Origin of the sequence: Micromonospora purpureochromogenes (genome assembly GCF_900091515.1) — a bacterium.
Taxonomy (GTDB): Bacteria; Actinomycetota; Actinomycetes; order Mycobacteriales; family Micromonosporaceae; genus Micromonospora; species Micromonospora purpureochromogenes.
This window is the reverse complement of record NZ_LT607410.1, coordinates 1,869,220-1,887,573: the sequence shown is the minus strand read 5'-3', so window position 1 is coordinate 1,887,573 and position 18,354 is coordinate 1,869,220. Positions and strand designations below refer to the sequence as shown.

The following is an 18,354-nucleotide window of genomic DNA, read 5'->3' as shown; positions in this document are numbered from 1 at the left end:
GGCCCCGGCCCGGCCGGGGCCCCGCCACGCGTCCGCGCCCTCAGCAGCGCGGCACGTTCGGGATCCACCCGTCGTAGCCGGTGTAGACGTACGCGTCGGAGATGTACCGGCCGGAGCCGATCCGGTCCCAGATCGAGCTGGTGCCGTACGTGCCGGTGACGGTGGTGCCGGTGGTCTGGCAGTAGATGGTCACCGTGGCGCCGTCGGCGACCGAGCCGACCGCGCTGTAGCCGGTGCCGGGGCCGGAGCGCACCGTCAGGTCCGCGCCGGCGGTGTTGACCGTGCCGGAGGCGGTGCCGCCGGAGCAGGCGTTGTCGCTGGTGTAGCTCTTGGTGCCCCAGTAGAGCGCCAGCGTGCCGTTGAACCGCACCTGGATGTCGTTGCCGCTGAGCCGCTGCTCGTAGTGCAGGTGCGGCCCGGTGGAGCCGCCGGTGCTGCCCACCCAGCCGATCACCTTGCCGTAGCCGACGGTCTGGCCGACCGAGACGTTGAAGCCGTTGAGGTGGGCGTAGTAGGTGGTGTAGCCGCCGCCGTGGTCGATCCGGACGTACTTGCCGTAGCTGGTGCCGCCGAGGTCGGTGACCCGGTCGACGGTGCCGGGGGCGCTGGCCACCACCGGGTCGCCGAGGTCGTCGGTGCGGTTGAAGTCGATCGCGTACGCCGGGCTGTGGTCGGACCGGGTCTGCCCGGACCAGGACTGGCCGCAGGGGAACGGCACCTTGAACGTCGGCGCGGCCAGCGCGGGGCTCGCCGGGGCCACCAGGGCCACCGCGGCGAGCAGTGTGGCCGCGGCCAGGCTCCACCACCGTCTACGCATCCAGCACCTCCAATGTTGAGATTCTTCAATCTGCTGGGCACAGCGTGGCAGAAACCTCCATCGATGGGAAGTGGCGCGCAGTGCAGGTGGCGACTACTGCGCGGGAGCGCGCCCACGGCCGGTGGGCCGGGTTTCGGGATTGTTACCGGGCCGTGTCCGGCCAGGGCTGGACCGGAGGTGATGCAAGCGCTTACATGTGGAGACGACCATCGGACCGGCGCGGCTTCGACTCCTCCACGCGCCGGCAAGGAAGGAGAACGGCATGGCGTTTGCCAGATCACGCCAGGCTCTCGCGATCGCCGGCGTACTGGGGCTGGCGCTCGGCGCCACCGCCTGCGGCACCGGCAATGACAAGAAGAGCGACAAGGCGAGCTCCCCCGAGTGCGCCGCATACGAGAAGTACCAGGGCCACGACGGCAAGAAGGTCACGATCTACTCGTCGATCCGGGACATCGAGGCCGACCGCCTGGAGCAGTCCTGGAAGCAGTTCGAGGACTGCACCGGCATCACGATCGACCACGAGGGCAGCGGCGAGTTCGAGGCCCAGCTGGGCGTCCGCGTCGACGGTGGCAACGCCCCCGACCTGGCCTTCATCCCCCAGCCGGGTCTGCTGAAGCGGTTCGTCGACGCGGGCAAGGTCAAGACGGTCGGCGCCGACACCAAGGCGCTGGCCGAGCAGAACTTCACCCCCGACTGGCTGAAGTACAGCACCATCGACGGCAAGCTCTACGGCGTTCCGCTCGGCTCCAACGTCAAGTCGTACGTGTGGTACTCGCCGAAGACCTTCAAGGAGAAGGGCTGGCAGGTCCCGACCACCTGGGACGACCTGATCAAGCTCAGCGACACCATCGCGGCCAGCGGCACCAAGCCGTGGTGCGCCGGCATCGAGTCCGGTGACGCCACCGGCTGGCCGGCCACCGACTGGATCGAGGACGTCATGCTCCGGACCCAGGGTCCGGAGGTCTACGACCAGTGGACCACCCACGGCATCCCGTTCAACGACCCGAAGGTCGCCGACGCGGTGAACAAGGCCGGCACCATCCTCAAGAACGAGAAGTACGTCAACGGCGGCTTCGGCGGGGTGAAGAGCATCGCCACCACCTCCTTCCAGGAGGCGGGCGTCCCGATCACCACCGGCAAGTGCGCGCTGCACCGCCAGGCGTCCTTCTACGCCAACCAGTGGCCGCAGGGCACCAAGGTGGCCGAGGACGGCGACGTCTTCGCCTTCTACTTCCCGGCCATCGACCCGGCCAAGGGCAAGCCGGTGCTGGGTGCCGGTGAGTTCGTCGCGGGCTTCGCCGACCGTCCCGAGGTCCAGGCGGTGCAGACCTACCTGGCCTCCGGCGAGTACGTCAACAGCCGCGCCAAGATCGGCGACTGACTGTCGGCGAACAAGAAGCTCGACCTGGCCAACGTGCCGAACCCGGTGGACAAGCTCTCCGTCGGCATCCTCCAGGACCCGAAGACCGTGTTCCGCTTCGACGGCTCGGACCTGATGCCGGCCGCGGTCGGCGCGGGCACCTTCTGGAAGGGCATGGTCGACTGGGTGAACGGCAAGGACACCGCGACCGTCCTCAACGGCATCGAGGGCAGCTGGAAGTGATCTGAGTTGGTGGCCCGGTCCGCGTCGCGGACCGGGCCACCACCGCAAACCGAGCCCTTGAAGGAGGGTCGATGGAGTTCGACTTCGCGGCGGAACAGCCGAAGTTCCTCATGCTGATGTACGGGCTGATCGCTTTCGTCGCGGTGGTGGGCGGTCTGCTCCTGCTCCTCGACGTGGTGCCGGCCTGGTTCGCCCGCCGTCGGGAGGAGAAGCTGGTCGCCGCCGTGGCGAGCGGCGGTCCACTCCCGCGCCGGGTCAAGCCGCGGGAGGGGCTGTTCGCCCTGTTCTTCCTGCTGCCGACGCTGCTGCTGCTCGCCATCGGCCTGGTGGTGCCGGCGATCCGGACCACGCTGCTCTCCTTCATGGACGCCGGCAGCAACGACTGGGTGGGCCTGGGCAACTACGGCTGGATGTTCTCCGAGGACTCGATCGTCCGGGTCCTGCTCAACACCCTGGTCTGGGTGCTGCTGGTCCCGCTGGTGGCCACCTCGTTCGGCCTGCTCTACGCGGTGATGGTGGACAAGGCCAGGCTCGAGGCGGTCGCCAAGTCACTGATCTTCCTGCCGATGGCGATCTCGTTCGTCGGCGCCAGCATCATCTGGAAGTTCGTCTACGCCTACCGCGGCGACGGCCAGGAGCAGATCGGCCTGCTGAACCAGATCGTGGTCAGCCTCGGCGGCGAGCCGAAGAATCTGCTGCTGGAGTCGCCGCTGAACACCCTGCTGCTGATCGTGATCATGGTGTGGATCCAGGCCGGCTTCGCCATGGTGGTGCTCTCCGCCGCGATCAAGGCGATCCCGGCGGACATCGTGGAGGCCGCCCGCCTCGACGGGGTCACCCCCTGGCAGATGTTCTGGCAGATCACCATGCCGAGCATCCGGCCCGCGCTGATCGTGGTGGTGGTGACGCTGTCGATCGCCACGCTCAAGGTCTTCGACATCGTCCGGACCGCGACCAACGGCAACTACGACACCAGCGTGATCGCCAACGAGATGTACAACCAGGCGTTCCGGTACGGCCAGAACGGGCAGGGCTCGGCGCTGGCCGTCTTCCTGTTCATCCTGGTGGTCCCGATCGTGATCTACCAGATCCGCAACCTGCGTCAGCAGCGGGAGGGCTGAGATGAGCACCGCCACGCCCACGGTCCCGGCCGGCACCCAGGCCACCGGGAAGACCACCACCGCCGGACGCGTCCGCAAGCGGCTGAACAGCCGTACGGCCACGCTGATCTCGATCGTCATCGCGCTGCTCTGGACGATCCCGACCTTCGGCCTCCTCGTGTCCTCATTCCGGCCGGAGAACGAGATCAAGAGCACGGGCTGGTGGACGTTCTTCACCAACCCGCAGTTCACCCTGGAGAACTACCAGGAGGTGCTCTTCGGCGGCTCGTCCTCCTCGGGTCAGCTCGCCAGCTACTTCATCAACTCGCTGGCCATCACCATCCCCTCGGTGCTGTTCCCGCTCGCCTTCGCCTCGCTCGCCGCGTACGCGCTGGCCTGGATCAACTTCAAGGGCCGGGACTGGCTCTACATCGCGATCTTCGCGTTGCAGATCGTCCCGCTGCAGATGGCGCTGGTGCCGCTGCTGAAGTTCTTCTCCACCGGCGTCACCGTCGCCGGCGTCACCCTGATGCCGGCCTGGGACCTGGTGGACGAGCAGAAGTTCGCCCAGGTGTGGTTCGCGCACACCTGCTTCGCGCTCCCCTTCGCGGTGTTCCTGCTGCACAACTTCATCTCGCAGCTGCCCAGGGACCTGATGGAGGCGGCCCGGGTCGACGGGGCCACCCACCCCAAGATCTTCCGCACCATCGTCCTGCCGCTGATCACCCCGGCCCTGGCGGCCTTCGGCATCTTCCAGTTCCTCTGGGTCTGGAACGACCTGCTGGTCGCGCTGATCTTCGCCGGGGGCGGCAACGAGACCGCCCCGCTGACCGTCCGGCTGGCCGAGATGGCCGGCACCCGGGGCAACGAGTGGCAGCGGTTGACGGCGGGCGCGTTCGTCTCGATCGTCGTACCGCTGACCGTGTTCCTGTCCCTGCAGCGCTACTTCGTCCGCGGCCTGCTCGCCGGCAGCGTCAAGGGCTGAGGCCTCGTACCGCCGCCGCCCGGGAAACGGGCGGCGGCGGTCACGGCCACGGAGCGGGGGAACATCGTGACGAGGATTGATGACGTCGCCCGACTCGCCGGGGTCTCGACCGCCACCGTCTCCCGCGCGCTGCGCGGCCTGCCGACGGTGTCGGCCGCGACGCGTCGCCGGGTGCTCGCCGCCGCCGAGCAGCTCCAGTACGCCGTCTCGCCGAGCGCCTCGCGGCTGGCCGGCGGCCGGACCGGGACGGTGGCCGTGGTGGTCCCCCGGATCACCCGCTGGTTCTTCGGCACGGTCGTGGAGGCGGTCGAGGAGTTCCTCCACCAGGCCGGGTACGACCTGCTCCTGTACAACCTGGGCGGCCGGGAGCAGATCCGGCAGCGGGTGCTGCGCAACGCCAACCTGCACAAGCGCGTCGACGCCATCATGCTGGTCGCCACGCCCCTGCGGCCGGCCGACCTGACCGCGCTGGGCGCGCTGGACCTGCCCGGCATCACCATCAGCTCCGGCACCGTGGTGCCCGGCTGGCCCTGCGTCCGGATCGACGACGTGGCCGCCGCCCGCACCGCCACCCGGCACCTGCTCGACCTGGGGCACCGCCGGATCGCCCACATCTCCGGCGACCCGGACGACGAACTGGCCTTCACCACTCACCTGGACCGACGCCGGGGCTACCGGGAGGCGCTGCGGGCGGCCGGGATCCGCCCCGACCCCAGCCTCGACGTCGAGTCGCAGTTCACCATCGACGGCGGCAACCGGGCCACCGCCGAGCTGCTCGCCCGGGGCGAGCCGCCGACCGCGATCTTCGCCGCCTGCGACGAGATGGCGATGGGCGCGATCACCGCGCTGCGCGACGCCGGGCTGCGGGTGCCGCAGGACGTCAGCGTGATCGGCGTCGACGACCACGACCTGGCCAGCGTCCTCGGGCTCAGCACCATCGCCCAGCCCGCCGCCGAGCAGGGCCGGCTCGCCGCCCGGCTGCTGCTCGACCCGCTCGGCACCCGCACCACCGGCCCGTACGCCGGCCGGGTCCCGGACCAGCGGGTCGGGGGCGGCCGGGACGACCCGCCGACCCCCCCGGTGATCCTGCCCACTCGGCTGGTGGTGCGTGAATCGACCGCGCCACCGCGGGCACACTGAACGGATTCGACCGCACCACGGCTCGACACAGGGAGAAGGCTCTGAACACCGACGCGAGGCACCAGGAACAGTCCGGTGGCCCGGCCACCGGGTGGTGGACCGAGGCCGTCATCTACCAGATCTACCCGCGCTCGTTCGCCGACTCCGACGGCGACGGCGTCGGTGACCTGCCGGGCATCACCGCCCGGCTCGGCCACCTCGCCGAGCTGGGTGTGGACGCCGTCTGGCTGTCGCCGTTCTACCCGTCGCCGCAGGCCGACGCCGGGTACGACGTGGCCGACTACCGGGACGTCGACCCGCTCTTCGGGCGGTTGGAGGACGCCGACAAGCTGATCGCCGAGGCCCGCGCCAAGGGCCTGCGGGTGATCGTCGACCTGGTGCCCAACCACACCTCCTCGGCGCACCGGTGGTTCACCGCCGCCCTGGCCGCCGCCCCGGGCAGCCCGGAGCGGGCCCGTTACATCTTCCGCAACGGCCTCGGCCCGGCCGGCGACCAGCCCCCGAACGACTGGCAGAGCGTCTTCGGCGGCCCCGCCTGGACCCGGGTCACCGACCCCGACGGCCGGCCCGGCCAGTGGTACCTGCACCTGTTCGACACCGGCCAGCCCGACCTGAACTGGGACAACCCGGAGGTCCGCGCGGAGTTCCTGGACGTGCTGCGGTTCTGGCTGGACCGCGGCGTCGACGGCTTCCGGGTCGACGTGGCGCACGGCCTGATCAAGCAGGCCGAACTGGCCAACTGGGAGGAGCCGCAGGAGATCCTCTCCGGCAACGAGGTGGCGAAGCCGCGGCCCCCGATGTGGGACCAGGACGGCGTGCACGAGATCTACCGGGAATGGCGGCGGCTGCTCGACTCCTACCCGGGCGAGCGGGTCCTGGTCGCCGAGGCGTGGGTGGAGCCGGCCGAGCGGCTGGCCCGCTACGTACGTCCCGACGAGATGCACCAGGCGTTCAACTTCGAGTACCTGCTCGCCTCGTGGACCGCGCCCGCCCAGTACGCGGTGATCACCCGCTCGCTGGAGGCCACCGACAGCGTCGGCGCGCCGACCACCTGGGTGCTCTCCAACCACGACGTGGTGCGGCACGCCTCCCGGCTCGGCCTGACCGTCGGCGGCGGCCGGCCGAACGGCATCGGCATCGGCGACCCGCAGCCGGACGCCGCGCTCGGCCTGCGCCGGGCCCGCGCCGCCAGCCTGCTGATGCTGGCCCTGCCCGGCAGCGCCTACCTCTACCAGGGTGAGGAGCTGGGCCTGCCCGAGCACACCACGCTGCCGGACGAGGTCCGGCAGGACCCGACCTGGGAGCGCAGCGGCCACACCCAGCGCGGGCGGGACGGCTGCCGGGTGCCGATCCCGTGGGAGGCCGACGCCCCGTCGTACGGCTTCGGGCCGACCGACGCCAGCTGGCTGCCCCAGCCGCCGCTGTGGGCCGAGTACGCCCTCGACCGGCAGCGCGGGGTGCCCGGCTCGACGTACGAGATGTACCGGACTGCGCTGCGGCTGCGGCGCGAGCACGGGCTGGCCCGGGGGCCGCTGAAGTGGCTCTCCTCCGGCGACGAGGTGCTGGCCTTCCGCAACCGCGGGCTCACCGTGCTGACCAACTTCGGCGCGGCGGCCGTCCCGGCGCCGACCGGGGAGGTGCTGCACAGCAGCGCCCCGCTGGACGCCGACGGCCGGGTCCCCACCGACGTGACGGTCTGGGTCCGCACCTGACCCCGGCCGCTCCAGCCGGCCCCGCGCTCGTCCGCGGGGCCGGCTGGCCGGCCGACCGGCCACGGGCACTCCCGTGCCCGGCACTCTTCACCCGGTCCACCCCCAGCACCCGGTGTGGATCGCTATAGAGCTGATGTCGTGGACGACTCAGCCCTGCTCCCCGCCCGGCAGCGCGAAGGGCCCCGCGTTCCTCCACGGTCGACGGGTCAGGAGCCCTTGTGCTACCCCGTCCTCGACGGGGACAGGTGTGCGCGCCGGGATGGCGGACAGCAGGCCGGGCTGTGAATCGTTTACGACATCAGGTCTGTAGCGTCCAGACGACACCAGCCCGGTAGATCCGCCGGCCCGGCCCCAGCACTGGGCAGCCCGACCTCGAACGGCCCGGCACAACCCGGCGGCGGGCGGTCAGAGGCGGTCGGCGCGGGCGTGCAGCAGGTCGTGCACCGCCTCGATGTCCTCCGGCGAGGAACGGGAGGCGCGCCAGTACATCAGGCCGGTGGGGATGAAGAAGAGCTGGAAGACGGCCAGCCCGACGGCGTAGTTCAGCGGTGGCGGGAAGGCCGCCCGCAGGCCGTGGAAGGCCACCCCGACCAGGCCGTTGCCGGCCGCCCGGCCCACCCCGTTGACCAGGTTGCCCAGGCTGTAGACGGTGCCCCTGTGCTCGGGCGGGTTGACGTCGGCGATCAGGGCGAACCAGTTCGGCGAGTTCGCCGAGGTCAGCGCCAACGCGACCACGGCGGCGAGCAGGCTCAGCCCGACCGTCGGCTCGGTCAGCACGCTGGCCAGCACCGCCCGGACCACCGCTCCGCCGCCCGCCCCGTCGGGCACCACGATGCGGATCGGCACGAAGAAGAGGACCAGGTAGAACGGCACGGCCGCGAGGATGCCCACCGCCGCGACCAACGCCCGCCCCCTCGGGGTACGCCGTTGCAGCGCGTCGCCGGCCAGCCCGCCGACGATGGAGAACACCCCGCCAAGCTGGAACAGCGTGGCGAAGACGCTGCCCACCACCACCGCGGTCGCCGAGGAGTAGCCCTGGGCCTCGGCCCGTTGCGCGAAGAGCACCGGCAGCCAGACCAGCGAGCCGAACGCCGCCTGCGCGGTCAGGCCCTGCAGGATCAGCCATCGGTTGGTCCGCCGGTCCAGGATCCGGGGCAGGTCGGCGCGGGTGATCCGGTAGTCGTACTCGGCCCCGGCGTTCAGCGCACCGGCCAGCTCGGGCTCGCTCTGCCCGCGCCGGATGTCGTAGGTGAAGAGATAGGCCAGGGTGGCGGCCAGCCCGACCATGGTGAGCGCCAGGAACGGACGCCGCCAGTCGGTGGCCCCCAGCAGGCCGCCGGTGAGCGTGCCGGCCAGCGTCCCCACCCCCTGCGACAGCCCCCAGAAGCTCATCACCAGCCCTCGGCGGCGGGGCGAGATCAGGTCGGTGACCACGGAGAACCCGACCGAGCCGACCGCGCCGAGCCCGACCGCGGCCACCAGCTGCGCGGCGAGGAAGGTCGGGTAGTCCTGGGCGAGCGCGCTGCCGCCGGTGCCGGCCGCCCAGATCAGGGTGCCGACCATGAGCAGCGGCTTGCGGTTCGTCCGGTCGCCCACGTACGCCCAGGCCACCGCGGCCACCGCACTGACCAGGAAGCTCACCGCGGTGACCAGCCCGAGCAGCCGCTGCGACACGCCCAGCGCCCCGGAGATCGGCCCGTACAGCGGCGGGACCAGGCCGATCGCCACGTTGTCCAGCGAGGCGAGCACCACGAAGACCACGACGCTGTAGAACCGGTGCGCCGTGCCGCCGCCCCAGGTCCGCGCCGCCCCACCCCTGGCCAAGGTCATGTGCGGCAGCCAATCAGGGCGAGGTCACGATCGCGTCACCGGGCCCCACCCGCTCAGCCCGACGTCCGGTCGACGGTCCGGTCCCGGGCCTGGGCGTACCGCTCGCGGACGGCGGGGACGGGCTCGGCGTCGTACTCCCGGATGCCGGCGTCGGCCCACCGCGGTGGCGCCGCGCCGCCCAGGGCGACCCAGGCGGCCTGGCGAGCGGCCCCGTCGGCCACGTACTCGCCGGGCGGCGGCACCACCACCGGCCGGCCGAAGACCTGCGGGGCGATCCGGCGAACCGCCGCCGAGCGGGCCCCGCCACCGACCAGGACCACCCGCCGGGCGTCGGCGCCCTGGGCGGTCAGCGCGTCCAGCCCGTCGGCGAGCGCGCAGAGCATCCCCTCGACAGCGGCCCGGGCCAGGTGCGCCGGGGTGGCGGTACGCAGGGTGAGCCCGTGCAGCGCGCCGGTGGACAGCGGCCGGTCGGGCGTCCGCTCCCCTTCCAGGTAGGGGACCATGACCAGCCCGTCCGCGCCGGGTGGGGCGGAGAGCGCCAGCTCACTCAGCTCGTCGAGGCCGACTCCGAGCAGCGCGGCGGCGGCGTCCAGCACCCGGGCGGCGTTGAGGGTGCAGACCAGCGGCAGGTACCGGCCGGTGGCGTCGGCGAACCCGGCGACGGCGCCGCCCGGGTCGGCGGCCGGCACGTCGGCCACGCTGAACACGGTGCCGGAGGTGCCGATCGAGACGACCACGTCGCCGGGGCCGGCACCGACGCCGAGGGCGGCGGCCGCGTTGTCCCCGGTGCCCGGGCCGAGCACGATCCCGCCGGGCGCGGCACCCGACGGGCCGACCCCGGAGCCCGTGCCGGGCCCGGCTGCCGACGCCGCGCCGCCCAGCGTGGCGGGGTCCAGGACGCCGGCGGCCTCGGCCGGGCCGAGCACGGTCGGCACCGCGACCACCCGCCCGAAGGCCTGTTCCAGCAGGTCGACGCGGTACTCGCCGGTGCTGGGCGACCAGTAGCCGGTGCCGCTGGCGTCGCCCCGGTCGGTGCGCAGCGCGGCCAGGCCGGGCGCGCCTGCCAGCCGCCAGGTGAGCCAGTCGTGGGGCAGGCAGACGGCCGCGACCCGGGCCGCGCGCTCCGGCTCGTGCCGGGCCAGCCAGCGCAGCTTGGCGCCGGTGAAGCTGGCCACCGGCACGCTGCCCACCGCCTCGGCCCAGAACCGGCGGCCGGCCACCCCGCCGCCGACCTCGTCGATGAGGTCCCGGGCCGCGTCGGCGGAGCGGGTGTCGTTCCAGAGCAGGGCGGGCCGGACCACCTCGCCCGCCTCGTCCAGGCAGACCATGCCGTGCTGCTGGCCGGCGATCGAGACCGCCGCGACGTCGGCCAGCCCGCCGGCGGCGTCCACGGCGGTGCGCAGCGCCTCCCACCAGGCCCGCGGGTCGACCTCGGTGCCGTCCGGGTGCGGCGCCCGGCCCTGCCGGACCAGGGCACCGGTGGCCGCGTCCCGGACCACGACCTTGCAGGACTGGGTGGACGAGTCGACACCGGCGACGAGCGGCACGGCGGCCCGCCTCAGCGCGCGCCGAGCAGGTGCTCGACGGCGAGTTGGTTGAGCCGGACGAAGCCGAAGCCCCGCGCCGCGACCGCGTCCACGTCGACGTCCTCGAACGCGGACCGGTCGGCGAGCAGTTCGGCGTACCCCTCCCCCGGGTTCAGCGTCGGGGTGGACAGCTCGGCGACCTTGCTGGCAGCCAGCGCCTCGGCCACCTCCGGGTCGGCCCGGAACGCCGCGGCCCGCTCCTTGAGCAGCAGGTACGTGCGCATGTTCGCCTCCGCGGAGGCCCACACGCCGGCGAAGTCCTCGGTGCGGGACGGCTTGTAGTCGAAGTGCCGGGGCCCGTCGTACGCGGGGCCACCGTCCGGGCCGCCGTGCTCCAGCAGGTCGACCAGGGCGAAGGCGTTGAGCAGGTCACCGTGGCCGAAGACCAGGTCCTGGTCGTACTTGATGCTCCGCTGGCCGTTGAGGTCGATGTGGAACAGTTTGCCCTGCCAGAGCGCCTGCGCGATGCCGTGCGCGAAGTTCAGCCCGGCCATCTGCTCGTGCCCGACCTCCGGGTTGAGGCCGACCCGGTCCGGGTGGGCCAGGGTGGAGATGAACGCCAGCGCGTGCCCGATGGTGGGCAGCAGGATGTCGCCGCGCGGCTCGTTGGGCTTGGGCTCGATGGCGAAGCGCAGGTCGTAGCCGGAGTCCACGACGTACTGGCAGAGCAGGTCGACCGCCTCGCGGTAGCGGTCCAGCGCGGCCCGGACGTCCTTGGCCAGGTCGTACTCGGCGCCCTCCCGGCCGCCCCACATCACGAAGGTGCGGGCGCCCAGCTCGGCGGCGAGGTCGATGTTGCGCAGCACCTTGCGCAGGGCGTACCGGCGCACGTCCCGGTCGTTGCTGGTGAATCCGCCGTCCTTGAAGACGGGGTGGGTGAAGAGGTTGGTGGTGACCATCGGGACGACCAGGCCGGTCTCGTCGAGCGCCTTGCGGAACCGGGCCAGGTGGGCCTCACGGGCGGCGGCGTCCGCGCCGAAGGGGACCAGGTCGTCGTCGTGGAAGGTGATCCCGTACGCGCCCAGCTCGGCGAGGCGGTGCACCGCCTCCACCGGGTCCAGCTCAGCGCGGGTGGCGTCGCCGAACGGGTCGCGGGCCTGCCAGCCCACCGTCCAGAGCCCGAAGGAGAACTTGTCGGCGGGGGTGGGACGGGGTGCCATGGCAGACCTCCGGTGGTGTCGCCGCAATTTGTTCAATGGATGGATTAAATGACCGTGCTGTGGCACTGTCAAGGGGTGACCAGCACCAGCACCGCGGGCGCGGTCCGGCAGGGCAGCCTGCGCGAGCTCAACCTCGCCGTGGTGCTCGGGCGGATCGCCGCCGCCGACCAGCCGCCGTCGCGGGCCGGCATCGCCGGCCAGACCGGCCTCACCCGGGCCACCGTCTCGGCCGTGGTGGACGACCTGATCACCGGCCGCCTGGTCACCGAGGCCGACCCCGCACCGCGCGGCGGAGCGGGCCGCCCGGCCCGGGGGCTGCGGCTCGCCACGGACGGCCCGGCCGGGCTGGGGCTGGAGGTCAACGTCGACTACCTGGCCGTCTGCGTCGTCGACCTCGCCGGCACCGTCCGGCACCACGAGGTACACCGGGCCGACCTGCGCCCGGTGACCCCCGCCGATGCGCTCGCCCGGCTGGTCGAGCTGGCCGGGCGGGCCCGGGCCGCCGCCGACCGGGAGGAGCTGACCCTGGCCGGGGCCACACTTGCCGTCCCGGGGCTGGTCGACGGCCACGGCCTGGTCCGGCTCGCGCCCAACCTCGGCTGGCGCGATGTCGACGTCCCCGCCCTGCTCGCCGCGCATCCCCCGCTGACCGGTCCCGTCGACGGGGTGCCGGCGCTGGTGGTCGACAACGAGGCCAACCTGGCCGCCCTCGGCGAGCTGCACGCCGGCCCGGCGACGGCCAGCTTCCTACACGTCTCCGGCGAGATCGGCATCGGCGCCGGGATCGTGCTCGACGGCGCGCTGTTCCGGGGCGCCCGGGGCTGGAGCGGCGAGCTGGGCCACGTACCGGTCGACCCGGCCGGGCCCCGGTGCCGCTGCGGCGCGCGGGGCTGCCTGGAGACGTACGCCGGTCAGGAGGCCGTCCTCGGTGCGGCCGGACTCTCGGGCGCGGACCTGCCCGCGGACACGGCGGCGCGCCGGCTGGCCGACCTCGCCGGGGCGGGCGACCCGGCCACCCTCGACGCGCTGCGCGCGGCCGGCACCGCCCTCGGGGTGGCGGTGGCCGGCGTGGTCAACCTGCTGGACCTGGACACCGTGGTCCTCGGGGGCGGATACGCCACCCTGGCGCCTTGGCTGCGCCCCCCGGTCCTCGCCGAGCTGACCGACCGGGTGCTCACCGCCGCCTGGTCGCCGGTCACGGTCCGCGCGGCGGCACTCGGCCCGGCGTCGGCCGCGGTCGGTGGGGCCGGTTCGGTGGTCCGCCAGATCATCGCCCGGCCGTCCGGTTGGCTGGCCGGCCGGCCCTGAGCCGACCTTGCTGGATGGGCGGCCGTCGGTCCACCTCGGTATGCCCTGAGGCAACGTTCCCGTCCGAGGAGTCCGCTACCAGCATGCGCACAGGTCGACAGGCCGAGGCGACCGGCGACCGGCGGTGACAACCACCCGCCCCGGTGGGCCCGCCGGACCGGCCGGCAGCGGGGACCGGGTGTCCCCCGCGCCGCGCCCACCGTCCTCCGACGCGCCGCTGCCCGCCGACCCTCGGCTCGCCCGCGAGCTGCTGGACGGCCTCGCCGAAGCGGTGGTCACCACCGACCACGCCGGGATCGTCACGCTGGTCAACGCGACGGCGGGCGGACTCCTGCCCGAGCTGACCCCCGGGACCGACCTGGCGCGCTGCACGGTGGCGGCGCTGGCGAGCGCCGTCCGGCGGGGAGCCGAGACCTTCGACACCGAGCACCGTGGCCGCCGGCTGCGGGGCGTCTGCCGCCGGCTGGCCGCCGGTCGATGTGCCTGGTACGTCCGGGACGTCACCGAGGAGCAGGCCCGCGCCGACGCCCTCCTCGCCGAACGCTCCCGCACCGCCTTCCTCGCCCAGGCCGGCAGTCGGCTCGGCCTCTCCCTGCACCGGGACCAGGCGCTGCGGGCCACGGCCACGCTGCCGGTGCCGTGCCTGGCCGATGCCGCGCTGGTCGTCCATCACCCGCCGCCCGCCACCGACCGGCCGCACTGGATCCGGTACGCCGAGGGCGACCCCGCCCCGGTCACCGGCATCGGCTCCACGGAGCTGACCGGCTCCGTCCCCGGCCTCGCCGAGGCGCTCGACGGCGGGACCACCGAGCCCAGCCCCTGCCTCGACGCCGAGCCGGCCGAGCCGGCCGAGCCGGCAGAGCTGGCAGACCTGGCAGAGCTGGCCGAGCTGCTGCCCGACTCGTTCGGCCGCCCCGGCGCCGTGCTGATCAGCCCGATGGCGGGCGCCGGCGGACCCGGTGGCGCCCTGATCCTCGTCCGCCGGGCCGAGCGTCCGGGCTTCGACCAGCGCGACGTCGAGCTGGCCCGGGAGTTCGCCGCCCGGGCCGGCGCCTCGCTGGCCGCCGCCCAGCTCTACGGCGAGCAGGCCCACCTGGCCCGGGTGCTCCAGCACAGCCTGCTGCCGCCGGAGCTGCCGCCACTGCCCGGCCTCGCCCTGGCCGGCGGCTACCGGGCCGCCGGGGACAGCCTGCGCATCGGCGGCGACTTCTACGACGTGTTCCGCACCGAGCGGGGCGGGATGTTCGCCCTCGGCGACGTCTGTGGCAGGGGCGTCGGGGCCGCCGTGCTCACCGGCCGGGTGCGCCAGTCGTTGCAGACGCTCCGCCTGGTCGAACGGCGCCCCGTGGAGCTGATGCGGCTGCTCAACCGGGCCCTCTTCGACGCGCCGGACGCCGCCCGGCGCGCCCAGTTCACCGCCCTGCTGCTCGGTACCGCCGAGCCGGACGCCGACGGCGGGGCGCGGGTACGCGTCGCCGGCGGCGGGCACCCCGCCCCGCTGCTGGTACGCGCCGACGGCACCACCACCCCGGTGCGCGTCGGTGGCATGCCGATCGGCGCCTTCACCACCGCGACCTTCGCCGAGGCGGAGGTGCGGCTGGCCCCGGGCGAGCTGCTGCTGGCGTACACCGACGGGGTGACCGAGGCGCGCGGCGGCCCGACGGCGATGGAGATGTTCGGCGAGCGACGGCTGCGCGAGGTGCTCGCCTCGGCGGCGGGACTGCCGCCGAGCGCCGTGGTCGATCGCCTGCTCCAGGTGGTGGACGACTGGCTGGACGGGCAGAGCCACGACGACATCGCCATGCTCGCCGTCGACGCCGCGCCCGGGCATGACCGGCCGGGAGCCCACGGCCGGCGGTGCCGGCGCCCCGGCGGCCAGGATCAGGCGGAGCGGGCCGCCGACGGATCGCCGACCGCGCCGTCCTGGGGCGGGACGCCACTGCCCTGCCACGGCACCACCGGCGGCGCCGACTCCTCCTGGTCGCGAGCGACCCGGTCGAACTCCCGGACGCCCCGCAGCAGGGCCTGGCGGCCCTCGTCGCTCATCCCGGCCAGCACGTCGGCCAGCCGCCGCCGCCGGTCCCGACGCAGCTCGGCCAGCAGTCCCCGGGCCTCCGGGGTCAGGTGCAGGGAGATCTCCCGCCGGTCGACGCGGCCCGGCTCCCGCTCCAGCATGCCGGCCGCCACCAGCCGGTCGCAGAGCCGGCTGGCCGAGGAGAGCAGCATGTCGAGCAGGGTGGCGAGTCGGCGGAGGTTGATCCCGTCGTGCCGCTCCACCACCATGACCGCGCGCAGCTGAGCGGCGGAGAGGCGGCTGGTGGTGCCCTCCCGCGCCGCCTCCCACACCGACAGCAGGGCACCCGCCGCGCCGTCGAGCTCGGCGGCCATACTCAGTTCCGGTCCGGCAGGACCATGTTCGTGGGCCATGGTGGGCCCGAGACTACCCGGAGTACCGGGTGGTCGGCCCCTGTCAGGAGGAGTGATGATGAGCGGACCGGACGATCACGCCCGGCGGGTGCTGGTCGAGGCACCGGTCGACCTCCTGCTCGACCGGCTCACCGCAGAGCTGGAGCGGACGTTCAGGATCACGGAGAGCGAACTCTTCCAGGTCGACTACCGCCTCTCGGTGCTGCTGCCGCTGGGTGACGGGGATCCCATCACCGAGCCCGGCCACCCGGCCTGGCGCTGCTTCGACCACCAGGAGCCGATCGTGGCCGGCGGCGTCGGCTGGTTCCCGGTCGGCATGCGCGGCGAACGGCGCGGGGTGCTGCGCCTGGCCCCGGTCGCCGACGACCCCGCCCAGGTCGAGGAAATCGCCGCCATCGCCACCGCCCTCGGGCACGAACTCGCCGCCGTCTCCGCCGGCACCGACATCTACCGGGCGTCCCGCCGGGCCCGCCGGCTCACCCTCGCCGCCGAGATGCAGTGGGAGCTGCTGCCCGGCCGCAGCCGGATCCGCCCGTCGTTCAGCCTGGCCGGTCAGCTGGAGCCGGCGTACGCGGTGCGCGGCGACAGCTTCGACTGGTCCGACGACGGGCACCGGGTCTGGCTCGCCACGATCAACGGGTCGGGCGAGGGGGTGGCCGCCGCGTTGCTCACCTCGCTGGCCACCTACGCGCTGCGCAACGCCCGCCGGGGCGGGCTCGGGCTGGCCGACCAGGCCGCCCTGGCTGACCAGGCGATCTACGACCTGCACCGGGGCGAGCAGCACCTTTCCGCGCTGCTGATGGAGCTGGACCTCGCCTCCGGGAAGCTGACGGTGGTGGACGCCGGGTCGCCCCGCCTGGTGCGGCTGCGCGACGGGGAGATCAGCGAGCAGGTGCTCGAGAAGCAGTTCCCGCTCGGCATGTTCGAGGGCACCGACTACCAGGAGCAGTGTTTCGAGCTGCGCCGCGGCGACCGGCTCTTCGTGCTCAGCGACGGCGTGATCGACGCCACCGGCCAGAACGTCCGGTACGGGGAGACCGCGCTGGACCGGTTCCTGCGCCGTACCGGGCCGATGGAGCCGCTGGACGCCGTCCGGTCGCTCCTGGGCGACCTGCGGGCGTTCGTCGCCGGCGACCTGATCGACGACGCGGTGGTGGTCTGCCTGGACTGGACCGGCCCGCAGCCCTGACGCGTCAGTACGCCCCGCGCCCCCGCAGCACCGCGCCGAAGGTCTTCCAGAGGATGGTCAGGTCGGCGGCGAGCGACCAGTTCTCGACGTAGTACAGGTCGAGCCGGATGCCGTCCTCCCAGCTCAGGTCGGAGCGGCCGCTGACCTGCCAGAGCCCGGTCATCCCCGGCTTGACCAGCAGCCGCCGGGCCACGTCGCCGTCGTAGCGGGCCACCTCGGAGGGCAGCGGCGGCCGGGGGCCGACCAGGCTCATCTGCCCCAGCAGCACGTTGACCAGCTGCGGCAGCTCGTCCAGGGACCACTTGCGCAGCAGCCGCCCGACCCGGGTCACCCGCGGGTCGTCGCGCATCTTGAACATCAGCCCGTCGGTCTCGTTGCGCACGGCCAGCTCGTCCAGGAGGGCGTCGGCGTTGACCACCATGGTGCGGAACTTCAGCACGCCGAACTCCCGGCCGCCCCGCCCGACCCGGGTCTGCCGGAACAGCACCGGGCCCCGGCTGTCCAGCCGGATGGCCAGCGCGACCGCCGCCCCCAGGGGCAGCAGGAGCAGCAGGGCCAGCGCGGCGGCGGCCCGGTCGACGAACTCCTTGACCAGCTTGCGGGCGCCCCGGAACTCGGGCGCCTCGACGTGGATCAGCGGCAGCCCGGCGACCGGCCGGGTGTGGATGCGGGGGCCGGCCACGTCGGTGAGCGCCGGCGCGACGACCAGGTCGACGCCGGTCCCCTCCAGCTGCCAGCCCAGCCGGCGCAGCCGGGCCGCGGTCAGCTCGCCGGAGGCGGTGACGGCGACCGTGTCCGCGCCGATCGCGGCGACCGCCTCGGGGATGCCGCGCAGCGAACCGACCACCGGCACGTCGCTGAGCCGTTGCGGCACCGGCGCGAGCAGCGCGTCCGGGATGCAGGCGCCGACCACCTGATAGCCGGCGTACGGCTCGCGGCGCAGGGTGTGCACGAGTTCCAGCACGTGGGCGGTGTCGCCGACCACCAGCACCCGGCGGGACCAGCCGGCACCGGAGTACCGGGCCCGGTGCAGTCGCTTGCGCGCGGCGAACCGGTTCACCTCCAGCGCCACGGTGCCGACGGCGAACGAGATGCCCAGGAACCCCCGGGACACGTCGGCTTCGGCGATGTAGCCGACGATGGCGACGCCACCGGCGAGCCGCAGGCTGGCCGCGCTCACCCGCCGGTACTCGTCGGCGCCGTAGCCGAGCACCCGGTCGTCGTAGCAGCGCAGCATCCGCAGCGAGAGCAGCCAGGCGAGCACCAGGGCGGGGGCCACCAGCACGTACGGGATCTCGGAGCCGACCGGCGCCCGGTCACCGAAGCGGGCGGCGTACCCGACCAGGACGGCGAGGGAGAGCACGGCGGTGTCGAGCACCACCAGGATCCGCACGTACGCCCGCTGGTCGGCCCGGGCGACCGGGCCGGTGGGCGGGCCGGCCGGGGCACGCGGGATCCGTGCCGGCGTGGACAGCGTCGCAGTGGTCACCCAGCCTC

12 protein-coding genes and 2 pseudogenes are annotated in these 18,354 nt (G+C 73.7%); 8 read left to right on the top strand and 6 right to left on the bottom strand.

Translation table 11 applies throughout. The annotated features are described in order from the left end of the window. Positions 1-40: 40 nt before the first annotated feature. On the bottom strand, positions 41-817 hold the full coding sequence (locus GA0074696_RS08795) for a M23 family metallopeptidase (RefSeq protein ID WP_088960630.1): 777 nt from the start codon (positions 815-817) through the stop codon (positions 41-43). Positions 818-1,079: 262 nt separating this feature from the next. On the opposite strand from GA0074696_RS08795, the pseudogene GA0074696_RS08790 reads away from it, so the two are divergent. The 5 genes and pseudogenes from GA0074696_RS08790 to GA0074696_RS08770 all read left to right on the top strand — a co-directional run bounded on the left by GA0074696_RS08790 (position 1,080) and on the right by GA0074696_RS08770 (position 7,357). Further along, a pseudogene (locus tag GA0074696_RS08790) lies at positions 1,080-2,420 on the top strand (ABC transporter substrate-binding protein). Positions 2,421-2,491: 71 nt separating this feature from the next. Continuing rightward, positions 2,492-3,541 carry a carbohydrate ABC transporter permease gene (locus GA0074696_RS08785; RefSeq protein WP_088960629.1) on the top strand — a complete coding sequence of 350 codons (1,050 nt, stop codon included), beginning with the start codon at positions 2,492-2,494 and terminating at the stop codon, positions 3,539-3,541. A 1-nt stretch (position 3,542) separates the two neighbouring features. Further along, complete coding sequence (locus tag GA0074696_RS08780; protein ID WP_088960628.1) at positions 3,543-4,505, top strand: carbohydrate ABC transporter permease; 963 nt, start codon at positions 3,543-3,545, stop codon at positions 4,503-4,505. Positions 4,506-4,571: 66 nt separating this feature from the next. Then, positions 4,572-5,645, top strand: a complete 1,074-nt coding sequence (locus GA0074696_RS08775) for a LacI family DNA-binding transcriptional regulator (RefSeq protein WP_088960627.1) — start codon at positions 4,572-4,574, stop codon at positions 5,643-5,645. Between the two features lie 41 nt (positions 5,646-5,686). Then, positions 5,687-7,357, top strand: a complete 1,671-nt coding sequence (locus GA0074696_RS08770) for a glycoside hydrolase family 13 protein (protein WP_088960626.1) — start codon at positions 5,687-5,689, stop codon at positions 7,355-7,357. Between the two features lie 405 nt (positions 7,358-7,762). On the opposite strand, the gene GA0074696_RS08765 is transcribed toward GA0074696_RS08770, so the two are convergent. Genes GA0074696_RS08765 through xylA form a run of 3 tightly spaced genes read right to left on the bottom strand, consistent with a single transcriptional unit; the run spans position 7,763 to position 11,933 of the window. Beyond that, complete coding sequence (locus GA0074696_RS08765) at positions 7,763-9,187, bottom strand: MFS transporter (RefSeq protein WP_088960625.1); 1,425 nt, start codon at positions 9,185-9,187, stop codon at positions 7,763-7,765. Positions 9,188-9,240: 53 nt separating this feature from the next. Then, the gene (gene xylB, locus GA0074696_RS08760) at positions 9,241-10,734 is read right to left on the bottom strand and encodes a xylulokinase (protein ID WP_088960624.1); all 1,494 of its coding nucleotides are present in this window, start codon (positions 10,732-10,734) and stop codon (positions 9,241-9,243) included. A gap of 11 nt (positions 10,735-10,745) precedes the next feature. Then, positions 10,746-11,933: a xylose isomerase gene (gene xylA / locus GA0074696_RS08755; protein ID WP_088960623.1), complete on the bottom strand. Its 1,188-nt coding sequence runs from the start codon at positions 11,931-11,933 to the stop codon at positions 10,746-10,748. Between the two features lie 48 nt (positions 11,934-11,981). On the opposite strand from xylA, the gene GA0074696_RS08750 reads away from it, so the two are divergent. Both GA0074696_RS08750 and GA0074696_RS31705 read left to right on the top strand, forming a co-directional pair. Next, a complete protein-coding gene (locus GA0074696_RS08750; protein ID WP_088960622.1) occupies positions 11,982-13,241 on the top strand; it encodes an ROK family protein in 1,260 nt (419 codons plus the stop codon). 937 nt (positions 13,242-14,178) lie between these two features. Then, positions 14,179-14,997 (top strand): annotated as a pseudogene (locus tag GA0074696_RS31705) (PP2C family protein-serine/threonine phosphatase); the annotation flags it as partial. Positions 14,998-15,122: 125 nt separating this feature from the next. Here the strand turns inward: GA0074696_RS31705 and GA0074696_RS08740 are convergent. Continuing rightward, entirely contained in the window at positions 15,123-15,524 is a 402-nt protein-coding gene (locus GA0074696_RS08740) for a MarR family winged helix-turn-helix transcriptional regulator (protein WP_231925416.1), read from the bottom strand. Positions 15,525-15,726: 202 nt separating this feature from the next. Between GA0074696_RS08740 and GA0074696_RS08735 the strand changes: the two genes are divergently transcribed. After that, positions 15,727-16,857: a PP2C family protein-serine/threonine phosphatase gene (locus tag GA0074696_RS08735; RefSeq protein ID WP_088960620.1), complete on the top strand. Its 1,131-nt coding sequence runs from the start codon at positions 15,727-15,729 to the stop codon at positions 16,855-16,857. 4 nt (positions 16,858-16,861) lie between these two features. On the opposite strand, the gene GA0074696_RS08730 is transcribed toward GA0074696_RS08735, so the two are convergent. Beyond that, the gene (locus GA0074696_RS08730; protein WP_231925305.1) at positions 16,862-18,346 is read right to left on the bottom strand and encodes a sugar transferase; all 1,485 of its coding nucleotides are present in this window, start codon (positions 18,344-18,346) and stop codon (positions 16,862-16,864) included. Between the last annotated feature and the right edge of the window lie 8 nt (positions 18,347-18,354).